This window comes from Lachnospira eligens (assembly GCF_009680455.1).
GTDB lineage: Bacteria > Bacillota > Clostridia > Lachnospirales > Lachnospiraceae > Lachnospira > Lachnospira eligens_A.
In genome coordinates, this window is sequence record NZ_WKRD01000004.1 from 285,317 (window position 1) to 305,876 (window position 20,560).

General features: G+C 37.4%; 25 protein-coding genes and 1 pseudogene. 23 read left to right on the forward strand and 3 right to left on the reverse strand.

Annotation, left to right across the window (positions count from 1 at the left end; all coding sequences use genetic code 11):
* The first annotated feature begins 159 nt into the window (after positions 1 to 159).
* Both GKE48_RS07030 and GKE48_RS14550 read left to right on the forward strand, forming a co-directional pair.
* Positions 160 to 288, forward strand: a complete 129-nt coding sequence (locus tag GKE48_RS07030; RefSeq protein ID WP_041689005.1) for a helix-turn-helix transcriptional regulator — start codon at positions 160 to 162, stop codon at positions 286 to 288.
* 287 nt (positions 289 to 575) lie between these two features.
* Positions 576 to 722 (forward strand): hypothetical protein, encoded by a 147-nt coding sequence (locus GKE48_RS14550; protein ID WP_012740931.1) that lies wholly within the window; start codon positions 576 to 578, stop codon positions 720 to 722.
* Positions 723 to 870: 148 nt separating this feature from the next.
* Here the strand turns inward: GKE48_RS14550 and GKE48_RS07035 are convergent, their stop codons facing one another.
* Positions 871 to 1,605: a transposase gene (locus tag GKE48_RS07035; RefSeq protein ID WP_154300738.1), complete on the reverse strand. Its 735-nt coding sequence runs from the start codon at positions 1,603 to 1,605 to the stop codon at positions 871 to 873.
* A gap of 2 nt (positions 1,606 to 1,607) precedes the next feature.
* On the opposite strand from GKE48_RS07035, the pseudogene GKE48_RS15095 reads away from it, so the two are divergent.
* The 14 genes and pseudogenes from GKE48_RS15095 to GKE48_RS07105 all read left to right on the forward strand — a co-directional run.
* Positions 1,608 to 1,742: pseudogene (locus GKE48_RS15095) on the forward strand (linear amide C-N hydrolase); the annotation flags it as partial.
* 38 nt (positions 1,743 to 1,780) lie between these two features.
* Positions 1,781 to 2,461: a GTP pyrophosphokinase gene (locus tag GKE48_RS07045; RefSeq protein WP_012740929.1), complete on the forward strand. Its 681-nt coding sequence runs from the start codon at positions 1,781 to 1,783 to the stop codon at positions 2,459 to 2,461.
* A 35-nt stretch (positions 2,462 to 2,496) separates the two neighbouring features.
* Positions 2,497 to 4,056 carry a cardiolipin synthase gene (gene cls / locus GKE48_RS07050; RefSeq protein ID WP_154300739.1) on the forward strand — a complete coding sequence of 520 codons (1,560 nt, stop codon included), beginning with the start codon at positions 2,497 to 2,499 and terminating at the stop codon, positions 4,054 to 4,056.
* Between the two features lie 248 nt (positions 4,057 to 4,304).
* Positions 4,305 to 5,669: a citrate/2-methylcitrate synthase gene (locus tag GKE48_RS07055; RefSeq protein WP_012740927.1), complete on the forward strand. Its 1,365-nt coding sequence runs from the start codon at positions 4,305 to 4,307 to the stop codon at positions 5,667 to 5,669.
* Between the two features lies 1 nt (position 5,670).
* On the forward strand, positions 5,671 to 6,096 hold the full coding sequence (locus GKE48_RS07060; protein WP_006858455.1) for a MarR family winged helix-turn-helix transcriptional regulator: 426 nt from the start codon (positions 5,671 to 5,673) through the stop codon (positions 6,094 to 6,096).
* 175 nt (positions 6,097 to 6,271) lie between these two features.
* A complete protein-coding gene (locus tag GKE48_RS07065) occupies positions 6,272 to 7,705 on the forward strand; it encodes a phospholipase D family protein (protein ID WP_154300740.1) in 1,434 nt (477 codons plus the stop codon).
* Positions 7,684 to 8,394, forward strand: coding sequence for a response regulator transcription factor (locus GKE48_RS07070; protein ID WP_154300741.1), 711 nt, complete (start codon positions 7,684 to 7,686; stop codon positions 8,392 to 8,394). Before GKE48_RS07065 ends, GKE48_RS07070 begins: the two co-directional genes overlap by 22 nt.
* Positions 8,394 to 9,437 carry a HAMP domain-containing sensor histidine kinase gene (locus tag GKE48_RS07075; RefSeq protein WP_154300742.1) on the forward strand — a complete coding sequence of 348 codons (1,044 nt, stop codon included), beginning with the start codon at positions 8,394 to 8,396 and terminating at the stop codon, positions 9,435 to 9,437. Before GKE48_RS07070 ends, GKE48_RS07075 begins: the two co-directional genes overlap by 1 nt.
* 31 nt (positions 9,438 to 9,468) lie before the next feature.
* Positions 9,469 to 10,533 carry an FUSC family protein gene (locus GKE48_RS07080; protein WP_154300743.1) on the forward strand — a complete coding sequence of 355 codons (1,065 nt, stop codon included), beginning with the start codon at positions 9,469 to 9,471 and terminating at the stop codon, positions 10,531 to 10,533.
* Entirely contained in the window at positions 10,523 to 11,095 is a 573-nt protein-coding gene (locus GKE48_RS07085; protein ID WP_119211736.1) for a CDP-alcohol phosphatidyltransferase family protein, read from the forward strand. Before GKE48_RS07080 ends, GKE48_RS07085 begins: the two co-directional genes overlap by 11 nt.
* Before the next feature lie 364 nt (positions 11,096 to 11,459).
* Complete coding sequence (gene bsh, locus GKE48_RS07090) at positions 11,460 to 12,449, forward strand: choloylglycine hydrolase (protein WP_008396540.1); 990 nt, start codon at positions 11,460 to 11,462, stop codon at positions 12,447 to 12,449.
* Positions 12,450 to 12,499: 50 nt separating this feature from the next.
* Complete coding sequence (gene ftsH, locus GKE48_RS07095; RefSeq protein WP_154300744.1) at positions 12,500 to 14,314, forward strand: ATP-dependent zinc metalloprotease FtsH; 1,815 nt, start codon at positions 12,500 to 12,502, stop codon at positions 14,312 to 14,314.
* Positions 14,315 to 14,665: 351 nt separating this feature from the next.
* Positions 14,666 to 16,378 carry a methyl-accepting chemotaxis protein gene (locus GKE48_RS07100; RefSeq protein WP_012740919.1) on the forward strand — a complete coding sequence of 571 codons (1,713 nt, stop codon included), beginning with the start codon at positions 14,666 to 14,668 and terminating at the stop codon, positions 16,376 to 16,378.
* A 21-nt stretch (positions 16,379 to 16,399) separates the two neighbouring features.
* The gene (locus tag GKE48_RS07105) at positions 16,400 to 16,624 is read left to right on the forward strand and encodes a hypothetical protein (RefSeq protein WP_055214597.1); all 225 of its coding nucleotides are present in this window, start codon (positions 16,400 to 16,402) and stop codon (positions 16,622 to 16,624) included.
* A 139-nt stretch (positions 16,625 to 16,763) separates the two neighbouring features.
* Here GKE48_RS07105 and GKE48_RS07110 read toward each other — a convergent pair whose 3' ends face one another.
* Positions 16,764 to 16,964 carry a helix-turn-helix transcriptional regulator gene (locus GKE48_RS07110; protein ID WP_004611564.1) on the reverse strand — a complete coding sequence of 67 codons (201 nt, stop codon included), beginning with the start codon at positions 16,962 to 16,964 and terminating at the stop codon, positions 16,764 to 16,766.
* 87 nt (positions 16,965 to 17,051) lie between these two features.
* Positions 17,052 to 17,483, reverse strand: coding sequence for a S24 family peptidase (locus tag GKE48_RS07115; protein WP_082413995.1), 432 nt, complete (start codon positions 17,481 to 17,483; stop codon positions 17,052 to 17,054).
* On the opposite strand from GKE48_RS07115, the gene GKE48_RS07120 reads away from it, so the two are divergent.
* The 7 genes from GKE48_RS07120 to GKE48_RS07150 form a co-directional block, all read left to right on the forward strand.
* A complete protein-coding gene (locus GKE48_RS07120; RefSeq protein WP_154300745.1) occupies positions 17,482 to 17,814 on the forward strand; it encodes an HNH endonuclease in 333 nt (110 codons plus the stop codon). The two genes, GKE48_RS07115 and GKE48_RS07120, sit on opposite strands and share 2 nt — an antisense overlap.
* A 53-nt stretch (positions 17,815 to 17,867) precedes the next feature.
* Positions 17,868 to 18,332: a YaiI/YqxD family protein gene (locus GKE48_RS07125; protein ID WP_154300746.1), complete on the forward strand. Its 465-nt coding sequence runs from the start codon at positions 17,868 to 17,870 to the stop codon at positions 18,330 to 18,332.
* A 21-nt stretch (positions 18,333 to 18,353) separates the two neighbouring features.
* Complete coding sequence (locus GKE48_RS07130; RefSeq protein WP_119212479.1) at positions 18,354 to 18,695, forward strand: arsenate reductase family protein; 342 nt, start codon at positions 18,354 to 18,356, stop codon at positions 18,693 to 18,695.
* A 22-nt stretch (positions 18,696 to 18,717) separates the two neighbouring features.
* Positions 18,718 to 19,242, forward strand: a complete 525-nt coding sequence (locus GKE48_RS07135; RefSeq protein ID WP_154300748.1) for a GNAT family N-acetyltransferase — start codon at positions 18,718 to 18,720, stop codon at positions 19,240 to 19,242.
* A 79-nt stretch (positions 19,243 to 19,321) separates the two neighbouring features.
* Positions 19,322 to 19,858: an RNA 2'-phosphotransferase gene (locus GKE48_RS07140; RefSeq protein WP_154300749.1), complete on the forward strand. Its 537-nt coding sequence runs from the start codon at positions 19,322 to 19,324 to the stop codon at positions 19,856 to 19,858.
* 44 nt (positions 19,859 to 19,902) lie between these two features.
* A complete protein-coding gene (locus GKE48_RS07145) occupies positions 19,903 to 20,151 on the forward strand; it encodes a hypothetical protein (RefSeq protein ID WP_012740910.1) in 249 nt (82 codons plus the stop codon).
* Positions 20,148 to 20,560, forward strand: a 413-nt coding sequence (locus tag GKE48_RS07150) for a flavodoxin family protein (RefSeq protein ID WP_154300750.1), incomplete at its 3' end; no start/stop codon positions are given. The genes GKE48_RS07145 and GKE48_RS07150, both read left to right, overlap by 4 nt.

Genomic DNA, 20,560 nt, shown 5'->3' on the forward strand with positions numbered 1-20,560 from the left:
AAGATAAAGATAGAGACAACTCGAAGTTTTTAGGGCTAAAGCCAATATAAATAATACTAGACAGGTTTGTCCAATAGCGTAAATACGGCATTTTCTCGCTTTGTGTCGTGTTATGTTTAGTAGAATAATATTACTCTGTCAATGAAAGGAGGAAACAGTATGGATCAGAAAAAGATTGGACGTTTCTTAAAAGAACTTAGGAAAGAAAAGGATATTACACAGGAACAGCTTGCCGAAAAGATAAAAGTTTCAGGCCGAACGGTTTCTAGATGGGAAACAGGTGTTTGAGTTATAATATGACCAAGTTAGATGAAACACAGTAAAATCAAGGGGTTATGCCTAATTTAGTCCTTATTTTTATACCAATTTAGCGGTAGATAAGGCAGCGCTGTTATATCAAAACCGAAAAACCAAGTCAGTATCACAGATGTCCGCAATCAGTCTGAGAGTGAATCTGTGTGCTTAGATTAGGTACAATTTTATATTAAAACATTTAGTGAGGATTAAATTAGCACTTGAGATGGAATATTCCATCAGCTGGTTTGGTCCTCTATTTATTTGAGAGGAGTGGTCGAATGGGCAAAGTGTTAATTTGGTTCGTAATCATTATTAGTACAGTGGTTCTCTACTGTCTTATGAAAGTTAAGGCAGAGAGTGATGAACTGTATTTAGATAAGGTTTTTTATGATGAAAACAGTATATCATATGCGTTCATGCATTGAAAATACTGTTCAGTTAAGAAATGCTGTATTTTTTTGGTGCACTAATGCGTAGAAAGCAGGTGTATGATGAGTTCAAATCATTTTTTTGTGTATGACAAAAAGACAGATTGCATATCTGCCTCATAATGCAGTATAATGGTAACGAAATTTATGCAACCCGATACATGAAATCCCTATTTCTCTTTGGACGGAGGGGAATAGGATATTTTCGATTGTACCTGACAGGTGTCAGATACTTTTGTATGAGAAGCATGGTCTCTGTTTCGTTACCACTGTGTTTGAGATACGCCCTGCATATGTTTACTGCGATAGCGAAATTAATTTTATAGACGCGTTTGGCATTTTTAGATTTTTTTACCATAGCGTGAGAAGTCACTAATTCACAGAAATTATACAGAATCATATGGGCATTGATTTCCTGAAGGATTCCATCATATTTGCTGCTGTGCCAGTTGATCAGACCGATGGTGTATTTGAGTTCACGGAAGCTTGTTTCCTCGCTCCAGCGCATCAGGTAAAGTTTATTGATTTCTTCCAGAGGAAATTCTTCTGAAAGATTGGTGGCAATACAGATATAGGTTCCATTATCAAGGCGAACACGTACAATACGGAATTCAATATCGTAATACATGCAGTTTTCATCAAGAAAATCAAAATCGGTAGAAGGCTGAAGTATGGTATAGGTGTTAGGATTCCCCAGTGTTTCTTTCGTATGGCGTCTGGTAAGTGTTGTCCTTATATGAGTATCAAATTCGCTGTCAGGCAAATCATAAGAGGAAAGGATACCATTACTGTTGATATCCTTCATGCGGATAACGAAATACATTCCCTTCCGGATCAGGTGTGCAAAGGTATTAAAACTTTCGTAACCACTGTCTGCCATAAGGATGGTATTATTACAATACTTATGAAAAACATCAGATCAGTGCAGTAGATATGCATATAGAAAATCTGGATAGTGATAAAATGATTTGTTATCCAGTAATTCAAGGAGAACGAATCAACTATCAAAATAAATAATGTTTTGAAATCAGGGATGAGGTAGAAAGGAAAGTTCCATGACAAAAGATGAAGTAAAAAAACTCAGGATGAACAGTCCGGAATCACTACAGTTTTTAAATAATGCTACAAAATTTTATAATTTAATGATGATGTATCGTTGTGCTATTCGGGAGATACAAACTAAACTTGAGGTTTTGGATGATGAATTTTCAGTTGAGAACAATCGAAATCCTATTTCTTTTATAAAAACAAGAATTAAGCAGCCCAATAGTATTTACGATAAACTGCAGAAGATGGGATATGAATTTACAACAGAAAATATACAGACATATCTCAATGATGTAGCAGGCGTTAGAATAGTTTGTGCGTTTATTGACGATATTTATATGATATCAGATTTGATTACCCAACAGGATGATATTAAAGTTATTGAAATAAAAGATTATATAAAAAATCCAAAATCGAATGGTTATCGAAGCTATCATATGATTGTTGAAATACCAGTATTTTTTGCTAAGGGTAAAACACCTATGCGTGTAGAATTACAGATTCGAACCAATGGTATGGATTTCTGGGCAACATTGGAACATCAACTTCGCTATAAAAAAGGAATTGAAGAAATGCCTGGCTATGATGAGATAAGTGAAGAATTACTTCATTCTGCAAGAGCAATCATTGAAGCAGATAATGAAATGCAGAGAATAAAAGACAAAATTGGTATGTTCTACGAAATTTAGGGAGAAAACTGAGCAAGTAGGAAGGTGGAATATATATGAAACAAGATACTTTAGAGGGCAAAGCAAAAACAAAAAATGGGGTAAAACGGCTGTGTTTTTCCATAATCTGCATTCTTCTGGAAGTGATTTTTATTATTACTATCGTAACACGCTTGAATGAATATGCAGAAATCATAAATTTATTTACAAGGATTTTGAGTGGAATCTTGGTTTTGGGATTGTACGCATCAAATAAGACATCCTCTATGAAAATGCCTTGGGTCATCTTAATTCTAATTTTCCCAATTATGGGTGTAGGCCTGTATTTGCTGATTGGTTTGAATGGTGGCACACATAAAATGCGTGAGCGATATGCAGAAATTGATAGCAAATTGTTACCAATGCTTCCGGACAGTCAGGAGTGTTTGAGCAGAATAAAAGAAACAATTCCGAAAGCAGGAAATATAGCAAGTTACATACAAAGAAATTCGCAGTATCCAATCTATCAGAATACGGATATTGTGTATTTTGATGAAGCAGTGAAAGGATTAGAGGCACAGCTTAAGGATTTGGAGAAAGCACAGAAGTTTATCTTTATGGAATATCATGCGATAGAAGACGCTGAAGCATGGCATAAGATTCAAGATGTTCTGGAAGAGCGAGTAAAAGCAGGTGTGGAAGTTAGAGTACTCTACGATGATATGGGTTCTATAGGCTTTATTAACACAGATTTTGTGAAAAAGATGGAGGCAATAGGAATTCATTGCCGTGTATTCAATCCGTTTATGCCAGGTTTAAATCTGTTTTTGAACAATCGTGATCATAGAAAAATAACAGTTATTGATGGAAAAGTCGGATTTACAGGTGGATATAATCTAGCAAACGAATATTTTAATTACACACACCCGTATGGACAGTGGAAAGATACAGGTATTCGTTTAGAAGGAGATGCTGTTCAGTCGCTTACGGTGACATTTTTGGAAATGTGGAATGCAGTAAGTGCTAAGGATGCTAATGATCCTGATTTTAGTAAATACCTTTTCCACTATGATTATGCGGCACAGCAAACTGGGTTTGTTCAACCTTATGCAGACAGCCCTATAGATAATGAACAAGTAGGAGAAGAAGTTTATATCAGTATGATAAATAAAGCTGAAAAATATTGTTGGTTTATGACTCCGTATCTAATCATAACAGATGAAATGACGCATGCGTTATGTCTGGCTGCTAAGCGAGGGGTAGACGTAAGAATTATCACACCTGGTATCCCTGATAAAAAATTCATTTATAATATAACTCGTTCTTTTTATCATGGATTAGTTAAACATGGTGTTCGTGTTTATGAGTGGACTCCTGGTTTCTGTCATGCAAAAATGAGTGTGGCAGATGACTGTATGGCAACTTGTGGAACAATTAATCTGGATTATCGAAGTTTATATCACCATTTTGAAAACGGCTGTTTTATGGCAGATTGTCAGGCAGTTGTGGATATAAAAAATGATCTGATAAGAACGATGGGAGAATGTCGTGATGTGACAGACCAATATCAAACCGGACGAAGTGCATATTTGCGACTGGGACAATTATTTATGAGATTATTTGCTGGATTGCTATAAGAATCTGATGAAACGACCTTTCAAAAAACAGTTGATTTAGAAGTTAACTGTTTTTGAAAGGCCGTTTTTGCTATATCTAACAGTCTGTTGTACAAAGAAGATTTTGCATGGATGAAAAAACAAACCTTGTTGAGGTTAAATTGAGTTTTCCATTGTATTGTATTGCTAATGAATAAGAATAAGAACAGACAATGCTGAATGCTCTGGAAACAAGAATATCTGAGTATAGTATGTAAGTTCGTAACAGAATGAAAGGAGCGATTCAAATGAGCAATTTGGAAAATTATATGAAACGGCAAGCAATTTTTTGTGAACAAAATGATAGCATTAGTAAGAATCTGTATTCAGAGTATGGTGTAAAAAGAGGCTTACGAGATGAAAAAGGCCAAGGTGTGTTGACGGGGCTTACAAATATTTCTGATATAAAAGCTTTTGAATATCATGATGGAGTAAAGAGTCCATGTGATGGCGAGTTATCTTATCGTGGTTATAATATAAAAGATTTAGTAACAGGAAGTAAAGGAAAAAGGTTTGTCTTTGAAGAAGGAGCATATCTTCTTTTATTCGGAGAATTGCCAACTGATACACAGTTAATGGAATTTCAGGGAAGACTATCTGATTGTATGGAACTACCGACTAACTTTACCAGAGATGTCATTATGAAAGCACCTACATCAGATATTATGGGTTCTATGACTCGAAGTATTCTTACATTGGGCTCTTACGATAAGGAGAAAGAAAGTCTTGAAATTCCGAATGTGCTAAGGCAGAGTATGCAGTTGATCGCAGTATTTCCTATGTTAGCAGTATATGCATACCATGCTTATTGTCATTATGAAAAAAACGAAAGTATGTATATTCATAGACCTGAAAAAGATTTATCTATTGCTGAAAATTTCTTGCGCCTATTAAGACCAGATACAAAATTCACAGAACTGGAAGCAAGAGTACTGGATATAGCATTATTGTTACATATGGAACATGGTGGTGGTAACAATTCTACATTCACTACACGGGTAGTAACATCTTCAGGTTCAGATACTTATTCTGTTATTTCAGCAGCAATGTCATCCTTAAAAGGAAAAAAACATGGCGGTGCAAATCTGATGGTAATGAATATGATGGATGATATTAAAAGTCATGTGAAAGATTATGAAGACGAAGAGGAAATTGCATCATATCTGAGTAAGATTTTGAAGAAAGAGGCGTTTGATCAGAAGGGACTTATTTATGGAATGGGACATGCTGTATATTCTATTTCCGATCCGAGAGAAAGGGTGTTCAAAGGCTTTGTAGAACAACTCGCAAGGGATAAAGGACGTGAGAAAGATATGACCCTTTATAACAATATTGAGAAGATTGCACCTAAGTTGATTGCAAAGCAGCGTCAGATATTCAAAGGAGTAAGTCCTAATATAGATTTCTATAGTGGTTTTGTGTATGACATGTTGAATATTCCAAGAGAATTGTACACGCCATTATTTGCGATAGCAAGAATTGCTGGTTGGAGTGCACATCGCCTGGAAGAATTGATAACTACAGATAAGATCATTCGCCCGGCATATAAGAGTCTAGTCAGCAAAAAAGAATATATAGAAAGAGAGGAACGATAATATGGGAGCAGGAACCAGTGCAGAGGAGTTTTTTTTAAAGAGCATCAATGTTGAAAGCATATTTGAATTTGTCGAAAGAACAGATTATTTGTTCCTTTATAGTATAAAGGAATGTGTTGAAAAATCAGACTGTCATGAAGGAGTATATCTTTCAGAAGTGGCAGAATACATGAAATTATCGATTCCAGAAACATCTAAGATGGTAAAAAGTCTTGAAAATAAAGGATATATTATCTGGAAATTAGATGAGAAAAAAGAAAGAACGTACCTTGTTTTGACGAACAAGGCAATTGAATTAAGTAATTGTCAGAAAGAAAAAATGATAGAAGCTTATGAAAAAATCATATCGAATATACAAGAAGATGACCTGGCAGTTACACGATGTACATTGAGAAAAATCCGACAGCTTATGGAAGAAATAAAATAGTGATTAATAAAACGGAGTAAGAAAAGCTCATTCATATATTAGAATAAAAATATGACTGTTTCTTTAAAAAGAAGCCTGTCATATTTTTTTATGAAAAATAAATTTTGTTGAGGTTAAATTGAGATTGACTTTGTATTGTATAAGTATGAAATAAAAAGGAATCAGGTGATGTACAATGAAAAAGTATAAAATATGTAAAATCCTTCTTGTTATACTGGCAATTTTTTTATGTGTGGCTTTTTATGAATTGATCGGAATCTGCGTTGCATATAAAAAGCAGCCGGAAGTGTCCAATACAACCAAAAAAGAAACAAAAAATGGGTCATGGAACGAATGCAGTGAAAATACAGAACGGGCAGTAATCATAGAAAAGAATCCAGAAGCGCTTTTACAAAGAGTGCGTTTGATCAAGAATGCAAAAAAGGAAATTATTCTTTCTACTTTTGCATTTAAATCCGATGAAAGTGGAAAATTGATTTTAGGAGCACTGCATGATGCGGCAGACAGAGGTGTACATATTCGTCTGTTAGTAGATGGAATGGAGAGCTGGATTGATATGGAAGGAAATCCGTATTTCTATGGATTATCTTCCCATGAGAATGTTGAAATTAAACTGTATAATGAGGCCAATCCGTTGAAACCATGGAAGATGATGGGTAGAATGCATGATAAATATTTGATTGCAGATCGAAAGAGATATATTCTTGGGGGAAGAAATACATACAATTATTTCCTGGGTGATTTTCCGGGACATAAGAACTATGACAGAGACGTGTTAGTGGTTTGCGATGAACCTAAGAAAGAAAATTCAGTTAACCAGTTGTTAGAGTATTTTGAAACGATATGGGAACAAGAAGACAGTGGTTATTTTCATGACAATAAAAAACTGGCAAATAGAAAATCTGTAAAGAACGCAGTTTTAGAGCTGCAGAACGGCTATCAGAAATATTTTGAAGAGAATAAGGAAAGAATCTGCGATACCGATTACACGGACGAAACTTTTGAGACAGAAAAGATTGCATTAGTGTCAAATCCTATTCACACAGGTTCCAAAGAACCAGTAGTGTGGTATCAATTGGGAGAATTGATGAAAAATGCAAAAAATCGTGTGAAGATCCACACGCCATATATTATCTGTAATGATATGATGTATAATACATGGGAGGAGATTGCAGAGAACGTTTCAGATTTTTCTATCATGACAAATTCAGTTGCGAATAATGGGAATCCATTTGGGGCTACCGATTATGCGAAAAACAGAAATAGAATCTTAAGTACAGGAATTAATATCTGGGAATATGAAGGCGGTTATTCATACCACGGAAAAAGTATTCTGATTGACGATGATCTGTCTGTAATCGGTTCCTTTAATATGGACATGAGAAGTGCATATCTGGATACGGAACTGATGCTTGTAATTCGCAGTAAAGATATTAATAAACAGTTGGAAGAGGGCATGATGGAATATGAAAGAGTGTCCCGACAGGTATTGGAAGATGGAACCTATCGTGATCCGTATCATGTAGAGCCAATTGAATTGACAAAGAAGCGTCAGAGAAAAATATTTTTGGTACAGCATCTGCTTGGATGGGCAAGGTATCTGTTTTAATAAGGAGGAAGGAAAACGTGTTTAAAATATTGCTTGTAGAAGATGATAAAGAATTAAGCCAGCTATTCCAAAAAGTGCTTGAGAAGAATGGATATCAAGTCAAAAGTGCATCGGATGGAGCACAGGCATTAGAAGTATTGGATAAGGAATATATTGATCTGATCATTTCTGATATTATGATGCCGGTTATGGATGGCTATGAACTGGTGTCAGAACTTCGTTCAGCAGGATATCAGATACCAGTGCTTATGATCACTGCGAAAGGTTCCTTTGATGATATGCGCCAGGGATTTCTTTCGGGAAGTGACGATTATATGGTAAAACCGGTAAATGTGAATGAAATGGTTTTAAGAGTCGGAGCACTGCTTCGCCGTGCACAGATACTGAATGAACACAAAATTGTGATCGGTTCAACAGAGTTTGATTATGATGCAATGACGGTTACAACTGATAAGGAAAGTCTTGTTTTGCCTAAAAAAGAATTCCTGCTTTTATATAAGCTTGCAGCTTCGCCAGACAGAACATTTACAAAACAACAGTTGATGGATGAAGTATGGGGATACGAGACGGAGGCAGACCCACATACGATAGAGGTACATATAGGAAGAATCAGAGAGCGTTTTAAAGATAACCCTGATTTTGAAATCGTAACAATGCGTGGAATTGGATACAAGGTGGTGAAAAAATAATGGAACAAAAGAAAGAAAAAGGATTGCGGATCCGATCCTGTCTGACTGGTGCAATCTGGCTGGCACTTGTATTTTCAACAGTTATATCTGCTTTATTATTTGCTATTTTGAATCATTTTTTTAATCTGCCGGGCAGTATACCTGTGCTTGGCTGGCTTTTGATTTTCAATACATTGATTGCAGGGCTGATCACTTCCTTTATTAATGCAAAGTTACTGGAACCAATTACTAGGCTTAGTAAAGCAATGAAGGAAGTTTCTCGGGGAGATTTTGAACAGCATTTGGAAACGATCAGCCGTATAGCAGAAGTTGGAGAATCTTATCAGAGTTTTAATGTGATGACAAAAGAACTTCGTGCAACAGAGGTGCTGCAGATGGATTTTGTATCTAATGTTTCTCATGAGTTTAAGACCCCGATTAATGCCATTGAAGGATATACAATGCTGCTTCAGGGAGAAGAACTGTCTCCGGAGCAAGAGGAATATGTAGAAAAAATCTTATTTAACACCCAAAGGCTTTCCGGATTGGTTGGAAATATTTTGCTGTTATCCAAGTTAGAGAATCAGAACATACCAATGAAAAAAACAGAATATCGTCTGGATGAACAGATCCGTCAGGCATTTCTTTCCCTGGAGACAAAATGGACAGAAAAAGAAATTGGTTTTCAGGTAGAGCTGGAGGAAGTTAAATATACTGGGAATGAAGGACTTTTTATGCATATCTGGATAAATCTTTTGGATAATGCGATTAAGTTCAGCCCTTCAAAGGGGACAATTACGATGTTTCTGAAACAAGAACAGGATTCTGTTAAGTTCATTCTGGAAGATGAAGGACCAGGAATAGAGGATGATGTAAAATCCAGAATATTTGACAAGTTCTATCAGGTAGATGGATCTCATAAAGCAGAAGGAAATGGCCTAGGTCTTGCACTTGTAAAACGGATTGTAGATAGTGCCGGAGGAACAATCAAAGCAGAAAACCGTGAATATGGTGGATGCAGATTTGTTGTAGAGCTTCCAATACAGAAAGATGAGGCCATATAAGTTTAAGAAAAACAGATAGAGGAGGAATTACATGACATTTTATCAGGAATTGCAGTTAAATCAGGCAGGTTCTAAAAATCTGTTGAAAAAGAGTGAAACAGTGAAAGAAAAATCATATCATATACTGGTATATTTGGTAAAGATAGCTGTTACAATGGCATTTTGTTTTTTATTTGTTACTATTTTCAGTATCTTATTTGGAAATGAGAATAGTATTGTGGGTGTAGTAGTTTTATTATGCCTTATGGTATTTCGGAATGCGGATCTGGGGATCCACACCGGACAATCTACGATGCTTTTGGCTTTGTTCTTTGTAATTATGACTGTATGTCCGCATTTAGCAAATCAGTTTTCACCGGTATTGGGAATGCTGTTAAATATTGCGGCACTGGCTGTGTTGATTCTGTTCGGATGCCATAATCCATTCATGTTTAATCAATCTACATTGGTTCTTGGGTATCTACTGCTATATGGTTATGATGTTACGGGAAAAAGCTATCAGATGCGATTAGTCGGAATGGCTTTAGGTGCAGCACTTACCTGCTTCGTATTTTATCGAAATCATAAAAACAGAACTTATAAAAGAAATCTGAAAGATCTGATACAAGAATTTGATATCACTTCTTCCAGAACAAAATGGCAGATATGTCAGATTTTATGCGTGCCGATTGTCCTTTGCATTGCAGAACTTTGTAATATGCCACGTGCAATGTGGGCTGGTATTGCGGCCATGTCAGCGATTTTGCCATTTATGGAAGATATGCACTACAGAGTCCATAAAAGGATTGTCGGAAATATTGCAGGTGTTATATGTTTTACAGTGTTATATTTTCTGCTTCCTTCGTCAATCTATGCATATATAGGAATTCTTGGAGGAATCGGTGTAGGATTTTCAGCACAATATGGCTGGCAGGCAGTATTTAACACATTTGGTGCTTTAGCCATTGCTGCAGAGACTTATGGACTACAAGGAGCGGTTAGTCTTAGAGTGATTCAAAATGTTTTTGGTGTTGTATTTGCTTTAGCATTTTGTGTTATATTTTATTGGCTTATGTCTAAAAAAAAGGAAAGTGATGTGATCGTACATGCAGAGTGAAGTGAATCAGGAAGAAAATTTGAATAGAATTATTACGGTTCCTAATCTTCTTTCTTTTTTTCGGCTTTGTCTGATTCCGGTAATTATATGGAGTTATTGTGTAAAGAAAAATCCTCTGTTAGCTGGTGAAATCTTATTGCTGTCTGGTCTTACGGATCTTGCTGATGGATATATCGCAAGAAGATTCCATAGGATTAGTAATTTAGGAAAAATACTTGATCCGGTGGCTGATAAGCTGACACAGGCAGCGATGTTAATCTGTCTGTTTACTCGTTTTCCGCATATGCTTCTTTTAATCGTAATAATGGCAGGTAAGGAACTGTATATGGTAGTCAGTGGATGTCTTATGATACGAAAGACAGGAAAAGTACATGGTGCAGACTGGCATGGAAAGATAGTAACCTTTTTATTATATGGAACTGCAGCGGTTCATATTATATGGTTCCAAATTACACCGATGGTATCAGATCTGTTGATTGGTTTGTGCGCTATAATGATGGTCATATCGGTCGCTCTGTATATTATCCAGAATACCAGGACTCTTAAGGGAGAGACGGTATAAGCAATTTTATATTGCAATGATTAGAAAAATATTTAGGAGAAGATAGATATAAACAGTAAGTCAAACACACAAACTATGGAGTCTTTAGTCGGTTTAATAAAATTTTAGATAGAAAATAAATCATTCAATGTCATTTAGATAAGGTTTTTTATGACAAAAAGACAGATTGCTTATCTGCCTTATAATGCAGTAGAATGGTAGTCAGACAGTTTTGGATATAAGAGATGATCTTGGAGCAACAATGAATGAATGCAGGGAAGTGACCGAAAAGTACCGCACAGGACGGAGTGCATATTTACGGATCGGACAGTTGTTTATGAGATTGTTTGCAGGACTATTATAGCAGAAAGAAGAGGTGTTCGATATGTGTACAGCAGCAACTTACAAAACAAAAGATTTTTATATGGGCAGAACGCTTGATTATGAATTTTCCTATGGGGAACAGATCACGATAACGCCAAGAAATTACGAATTTGATTTCCGGTTTGCCGGGAAGATAAAAAGCCATTATGCTTTGATCGGAATGGCATTTGTCGCAGAAGGTTATCCGCTTTATTATGATGCTGTTAATGAAAAAGGCCTTGGAATGGCAGGTCTTAATTTTGTCGGCAATGCGGCATATGAAGAGGCTTTGCCGGAAGATGAAACAGAAGTCAGCCAGGTGGCACAGTTCGAGTTCATCCCATGGATCCTTACACAGTGTGCTACTGTAGCAGAGGCGAGAGAGAAGCTGGCAGCAATGAGACTGACAGGTACAGCATTCAGTGAACAGCTGCCGACAGCACAGCTTCACTGGATCATTGCAGACAAAGACTCCTGTATCGTTGTTGAGTCTATGAAGGATGGGCTGCATGTATATGATAATCCGGTAGGAGTGCTTACCAATAATCCACCATTCCCGAGTCAGATGTTTGCACTGAATAATTATGCCGGAGTATCCAGAAAACAGCCGGAGAGTACTTTTGCAGGAGTATTACAGCTTGATGCATATAGCAGAGGAATGGGTGGAATGGGAATACCTGGAGATCTTTCCAGCCAGTCAAGATTTGTGAAAGTTGCCTTTACAAAATTAAATTCGATCTCCGGTGAAGAAGAGGATGAGAGTGTAAGCCAGTTCTTCCATATCTTAGGATCCGTAGATCAGCAGCGTGGATGCTGTGAGGTGACAGAAGGCAAATATGAGATCACGATATACACGTCCTGTTGTAATACAGCAAAAGGTATTTATTATTATACGACTTATGATAATCATCAGATCACAGCGGTTGACATGCATGCGGAAAATCTGGATTCAGATCAGCTGATCTGTTATCCGCTTCTGTCCAAGGGCGAAGTCAGATGGCAGAATAAATAATACGAAAATGCACGGAGAAAGCATAACGCAGAACAACAGGAGGAAAGACCATGAAAGAAGTTAAAACACCGAAAAAACCACTGGCATATTATTATGGGATTGTGTTAATAGTGCTGATCGTATTTAATCTGGTTGTCACACCAATCCTTATGGAGCATCAGGTAAAGGAAACGGATTATGGAACTTTTATGAGCATGATCGAGAAGAAGAATATCGGTGAAGTAGAAGTTAAGGACAATCAGATCATCTTTACAGATAAAGATCAAAAAAATATTTATAAAACAGGTCTGATGAACGATCCGAACCTGACGGACAGGCTATATGAATGTGGAGCAGTATTCGCAAAAGATATCGATAAGCAGATGTCACCGATCATCAGCTTCCTGCTGACCGGGGTTTTGCCATTGATCCTTTTTATAGCACTGGGAAATTATATGGCGAAGAAACTGATGGAGCATGCCGGAGGAAAAAATTCGATGGCTTTTGGAATGGGAAAAAGCAATGCGAAGATTTATGTGCAATCCAGTGAGGGAATCCGTTTTTCAGACGTTGCAGGAGAAGATGAGGCGAAAGAAAACCTTTCAGAGATCGTTGATTATCTTCACAATCCGAAGAAGTATACCGATGTAGGTGCGTCTATGCCAAAAGGTGTCCTTCTTGTAGGACCTCCGGGAACTGGTAAAACAATGCTTGCAAAAGCAGTTGCAGGTGAATCAAATGTACCATTTTTCTCAATGTCCGGATCAGAATTCGTAGAGATGTTTGTCGGTATGGGAGCTTCCAAGGTTCGAGATCTTTTCAGACAGGCAAAGGAAAAGGCACCATGTATCGTGTTTATTGATGAAATTGATGCCATTGGTAAAAAGCGTGACGGACAAATGGGCGGAAATGATGAGAGGGAGCAGACCTTAAATCAGCTTCTTACAGAGATGGATGGATTTGAAGGAAATAATGGTGTCATCATTCTTGCTGCAACGAACCGTCCGGAGTCGTTAGATCCGGCACTTACACGTCCGGGACGTTTTGACAGACGTGTGCCGGTTGAACTGCCGGATCTTGCAGGCCGTGAAGCAATTTTAAAGGTTCATGCAAAGAAGATAAAAGCATCTGATGATGTTGACCTGCATACGATTGCACGTATGGCATCGGGGGCATCCGGTGCGGAGCTTGCCAATATTATAAATGAAGCAGCATTACGTGCTGTCCGTAATGGAAGGACCGTTGTAAATGAATCTGATCTCGAAGAAAGTATAGAAGTGGTTATTGCAGGATATCAGAAGAAGAATGCGGTTCTTTCAGATCAAGAGAAGAAGGTTGTTGCATATCATGAGATCGGACACGCTCTGGTAGCTGCATTACAGAGTCATTCAGCACCGGTCCAGAAGATTACAATCATCCCGCGTACCTCAGGTGCACTCGGCTACACTATGCAGGTTGAGCAGGGTGATAAATATCTGATGACGAAAAAAGAACTTGAGAATAAGATTGCTACATTTACAGGCGGACGTGCGGCAGAGGAGATCGTATTTGGTGAGATCACGACCGGAGCCTCCAATGATATCGAACAGGCAACAAAAATTGCAAGAGCGATGATCACCCGCTACGGCATGACAGATGAATTCGACATGGTGGCAATGGAAAACGTGACCAACCAGTATCTTGGCGGCGATACGTCTCTTTCCTGTTCTGCAGATACACAGAAGGAAATTGATGAAAAAGTCGTGCATCTCGTAAAAGCAGAGCATGAAAAAGCAAGAAAAATCCTTGCTGAAAACAGGGAAAAACTGGACGAACTGGCTATGTACCTGTATGAGAAGGAAACAATTACAGGTGACGAATTTATGGATATTTTAGACAGAAAATAATGTAGTTAATTAGATAATCAATGTCATTTAGATAAGAAAAATAGTTAGTAGTTCTGAAAAATGGAATTATTTTATATAAAGGAGCGGACAAATTCAAGTTTGCAAAACTGACCAAAAATACAAACAGTTCGTAAAATATGTATTTTAAGGGGGATTACGAAAAATTATACCATTTTGTGCAAATCCACATATTTAATAGAAAGATTCACATAAAGATTATTGAGAATACAGTATTGTGTCCTTAGAAAAAAGTACTATATTAAATTAGTCTGATGAATTCGGACTTGAGTATAAATAATAATATGATTAAAGAGTCAAAAGGTATCATAAGATAGGAGGAAATAACAAATTATGTCTTCAAAAAAAGGTGCGATGAAAAAGAAATTGGAAAACATGCATTTGGGTAAAAGAATCAACTATGGTTACAAAATGGTTATTACCATGATGCTTATTTCGGGACTGCTTTCGATTGCGGTCATTGGTGTGTTGTTTTTCAATATGTTAAACTATGTAAACAAGGTAAATGCTTCTGATCAGGCGGTTAAGGTATGTAGAATAAATGTAACTTCAGCGGCAAGAAATGTAAGAGAGATGGCACTTAATCCTGACCAGTCTACGTATGAAGATTATGAGCAGGGTGCAAAAACTTTGCTCGAGGATATTGATGTGCAGTTAAAAACAATAAAAAAATCAGGTGTTGTTCCGGAGAATCAGTATAATGAATATTCAAAGGCTCTTTCTGACTGGGCGAATACCGGATACTCAATCATGGATAAGATTAAAGCCGGACAGAAGGATGGGGCTGTTGATCAGATTATCAATGAGTGTACACCAAAGTTAAATAAAACTGTTGAGCTTGCAAAGGAAATCGACAAGCTGACTGACGAAAGAAGCCTTCAGGCAGTTGTAAGTACATACGTATGTGCTGCAGTCGGACTCATAGTCATCATTATCTGTCTGACATGTGCATGGCGGTTGACAAAGAGAACAGGAAAGATCGTGCTTGATACAATCCTTGAGCCGTTACATGCAATCGAGGATGTGGCAAAGGAGCTGACAGAAGGAAATCTTCACAGCACACTTGAGTACCATTCAGAGGATGAAATCGGTAGATTGGCACACAGCATGAGAAAGTCTATCCGTATTCTCGGCTCATATGTGGATGATATAGACAGGTCGATGAAGCTCTTTGCGGACGGACATTTTGATGCACAGCCGGAAGTAGAGTGGAAAGGCGATTTTGTAGGTATTTTAAATTCATTTATGGAATTTGAAAAAAGTATGGCAGTCACCATAAAGGGAATCCAGCATGTATCAAGCGAGGTTTCAAGTGCGGCAGAGCAGGTAGCTGCAAGCTCAAATGACCTTGCAGACGGTGCAACCAATCAGGCTGCGGTTGTAGAGGAACTGACAGCGACAGTTGCGGGAGTTTCAGAACAGGTGGAGCAGAATTCAAAGAGTGCAAAGGAAATCAGTGGAAAAGTGGACGAACTTGGAGGTGCAATTTGGGAAAGCAATGGAAAGATGCAGGAGATGGTTGCATCTATGCATGAAATAAACGAAGCCTCTAAACAGATAGATCAGATTATATCAACTATTAATGATATTGCATCACAGACCAACCTGCTTGCATTAAATGCTTCTATTGAGGCGGCAAGGGCAGGGGAGGCAGGAAAAGGCTTTGCGGTTGTGGCAAATCAGGTAAATATTCTTGCCGATCAAAGTGCACAGGCTGTAAAGGAATCAGCTGCGCTTATAGAGGCATCTGTGCAGGCTGTTGAAAAAGGCATGAATATTGCAGAGCAGACAGCCTCACAGCTTGAAGAAGTAGCAGAGAACTCTAAGGTAATTACAAAAGAGGTGATTAATATAGCTGATACACTTGAGACCCAGACCAGTGAGATCAAGCAGATTAACGAAGGAATTGAGCAGATCAATGATGTTGTACAGACCAATTCAGCAACATCACAGGAGTGTGCGGCTGCGAGCCAGCAGATGAGCAGTGAATCAGAAAATCTGAGTGAAATGATAGCGAAATTCAAAATCTCAGACATTGAAGAGTAATATAATGGAAGGTGAATTTTGATGATGGCTTTTGATGCATATAAAATACTTGACGAGCGGGAAGCAGGAAGTGTGATTGACTTAATTGCACCTTGTATGGATGATTATCTGTATATTATAGATTTGAAGAATGATACACTGAGGATATCACAGTCAGCGGTAGAGCGTTTTATGCTTCCTGATAAATTTATGAATAAGGAAACAATTACAGGTGACGAATTTATGGATATTTTAGACAGAAAATAATGTAGTTAATTAGATAATCAATGTCATTTAGATAAGAAAAATAGTTAGTAGTTCTGAAAAATGGAATTATTTTATATAAAGGAGCGGACAAATTCTCATTTACAGGGAGCGGAAGATTGAGCTGGATAAAATACACAGCTCAATCTTCCACATGGAATACATCTTCGACCAGCATATTAAAGTACTTTGATATCCGCAGCATAAATTCGGCAGATGGGGTGCTGTCCCCACGTTCTATCCTGCCGACAGTTTTGGTGCTGTATCCGATAGCAGCGGCAAGGTCATCCTGGTAAATGCCACGCTGTTCCCGGATTTCTCTGATATTATTAGTAACTGCCATAAAAATCCCTTCTTTCAGTTCTATAGATATTTTCTTATTTTCAATTATGCAAAATAATGTGTCCAATAAAAAGGACTTGCAATTTTATCAGCAATGTCCTGTGATAGCAGAAGCATTAGATTTTTCAAGAACTTTTCCAAATATGTCTAAGCGGTCGTTTTCTCCAACCTTGATAGGTGCATACTTTTCATTAAGCGAGATAAGGAAAATTCCGTCTTTATCGTTTTGTAATTTCTTGATGTAGGCTTCTCCGTTTAGAGCGAAGATGCCGATTTCTCCATTAGCAACAGATTCCTGTTGTAATACCCATGCAATCTGACCATCGTGGAATTCAGGTTCCATACTGTCACCACTAATGCGGACACCGAAAGTAGTATCTTCCGGCAGGATAGATTCATCTATGCGTACAGTCTCTTTCGGTCCGTCTACAAGGAAGTTACCGGTTCCGGCTGATACGGCATTTTCAAAAATATCAATGCTACGGAATGGAATTATCTTAGCAGTCTGCTTTTCATACATGCCGGATGCATTTCCATATCAGAGCCATTGGAAGATGGAGGAGTGTCACAGTGCCTACTGGGAGCTGGTCCCAACAATTGACCACATCGTTCCTATTGCCCTTGGAGGAGAGGATAACCCGTCTAATTATGCAACAACTTCAATGCTTCATAATTCTGTTAAGAGTAACTGGACATTAGAGCAGCTAAACTGGAAACTGTATCCTACAGGAGACATTAATGAGTATGACGGGCTTACCGATCTTTTCGTGAGACTTATAGAAAACGACCTTGAGCTTTTTGATGATCCATATATAAAACGCTGGTATAAGTTATCTGTGGGAATGAAATAGAGAAAGTTCCTAAATGTATATAACAATTGATTGTAAATGAAAGAGATAAGAGTATGCATATATATGTAGATGCTGACGCATGCCCTGTGATTGGGATAGTTGAAAGAATAGCTAAGAGTCATAATATTGCCGTAACGCTTTTGTGTGATACTAACCACTATCTTACATCAGACTATTCAGAAGTGGTATATGTGGGAGCTGGAGCTGATGCGGTTGATTTTAAGTTAATAAGTCTTTGTAAGATGGGTGATCTGGTAGTTACGCAGGACTATGGTGTAGCTGCCATGGCATTAAGTAAGGGTGCATATGCCATTCATCAGTCCGGGAAATGGTATACAAATGAAAATATTGATCTTATGTTAATGGAGAGACATATAAGTAAGAAGGCAAGGCGGGCAAGCAGTAAAAACCACATGAAAGGACCAAGAAAAAGAAGTGATAAGGATGATTATAACTTTGAAGCCTCTTTTGAGAGAATAGTGGAAAAGCTGCTACAGGAAAATGCAGGAAAAGATTAATAAATTTTGGAGGAAACTATTGTGAATATACAGATATTTGGAACTAAGAAATGCAATGATACAAAGAAGGCAGAGCGTTTCTTTAAGGAAAGAGGCATAAAGTACCAGTTTATAGATATGAAGGAAAAAGGAATGAGCAAGGGGGAGTTTAATTCTGTGGCTCAGGTTAATGGCGGGTTACAGGGAATGATTAACTGGGATGGAAAAGACAAAGATCTGCTTGCGCTTATAAAATACACAGCTGATGAAGATAAACTTGAAAAAGTACTGGAAAATCCTTCAGTTATTAAAACTCCTGTTGTAAGAAATGGAAAAGCATCAACACTCGGATACCAGCCGGATGTCTGGAAGAGCTGGAGTTAAATAAAAATTAGGAGACAGATATATGAATTTTGAATTAGCATGCCTGGAGGATTTTAATGAGATAGAAAATCTCTACTGGAATCTGATAGACAAAAGCAAAGAAGAACCTTCTTTTCCTGACTGGAAAAAGGGAGAACATCCTTCAGCAGATTTTATAATGGCCGGTATTGTACAGAAAGAGTTGTTCGTATTAAGAGATGAAGGAATTATTAAGGCGTGTGCCATAGTTAACAGTAATTCTAATAAAGAGTATAAAAGGGTAGCGTGGAAAGTAAATGAAAGAGATAATAATGTATGGATAATCCATGCTCTCGCAGTGCGATATGAGTACCGCGGTATGGGTCTTGCTACTCAGTTTGTAAAAAACTTAATATCATATGCTAAGTTAGAAAACATTGAAGCCATTCATCTTGATGTAATAGATAAGAACACACTAGCCGACAAGTTATATATCAGAGCTGGTTTTAAATATGTAAGTACTGAAAACATTTTTTATGAGGTAGTTGGAAACAGGCAGTTTAGAATGTACGAGTATGTGATTGAGTAAAGAGTATTAGAAATACGCATATAATGTGCAGTATCTGCCTTGCAGGAAGCTATAAAAGAAAACTTAAGGGGATATAAAAATGGGATTAACGGATACAAGCAAATTTTTAAGTCTTATTTTGCGGCACAAGCCGGAAACAATAGGAATCAAGCTTGATGAACATGGCTGGGCAGATGTATCTGAGTTGATATCAGGTATAAGTAAAACAAGACCATTTGATATGAAGATGCTTGAAGAAATTGTAAGAACTGACAACAAGCAGCGGTATTCATTTAATGAAGATAAGACCTTAATCAGAGCAAACCAGGGACATTCAATACCTGTTGATGTTGAACTTGAAAAGAAAACTCCTCCAGAGTTTCTTTACCATGGAACGGGAGAAAAGTTTGTTTCATCAATCGATAAAGAAGGATTACTTTCAAAGAGCCGGTTATATGTTCATTTATCAAAGGATACTGATACAGCAGTTAAGGTAGGCAGCAGGCACGGAAAGCCTGTGGTGTATAGGGTGGCAGCCGGAAAGATGGCAGATGACGGATATGAGTTTTTCTTATCTGTAAATGGAGTATGGCTTACGAAGGCTGTTCCGGCAGAGTATTTAAGCAAAATATTGTAATATATGAATAAGAACTAAATGTAAAAAGCAATAGTAAAGAAGGAATGATTGTGAATATAAGATATGCAACAATGGCTGATTTAGACGATATTGCATCGGTTGAATCTGTATGTTTTCCTGTCTTAGAGGCAGCAACTAAAGAAGAATTTGAGCAAAGAATAAAATATTTTGGGAATCATTTCTGGCTTATGTTTGATGAGGGTATAACTGATAAATCTACTCATGGAAATGTCCTGTGGCACCAGATGAGATTGGATTTTAAACTAAGAAATAATGGAGTGAAGCAGATATGAAAACAGTTATTATATACGCGTCGGTTCATCACAATAATACAAAAGAGCTGGTATGTGCAATAGCAGCTGAAAATGATATTGATGTAGTTGATGCAACTAAGATTACTGAAAAGGACTTATCAGGGTATGATCTTATAGGTTTTGCTTCTGGTATTTATTTTGGCAAGATGCATCAGTCCGTAATTAACTTTGCAGAAGTAAATCTTCCAGAGAATAAGGATGTTTTTCTTATGTGTACTTATGGAGGAAAGCCGGTCTTTGATTCTATAAAGAAAATTGTAAAAGAAAAGCAGGGAAGAATTGTGGGAGAATTTTCTTGTAAGGGATTTGACACATTTGGACCATTCAAACTTATTGGAGGCATATCAAAAGGACATCCGGATAAGAATGATTTGGATAATGCAAAGGC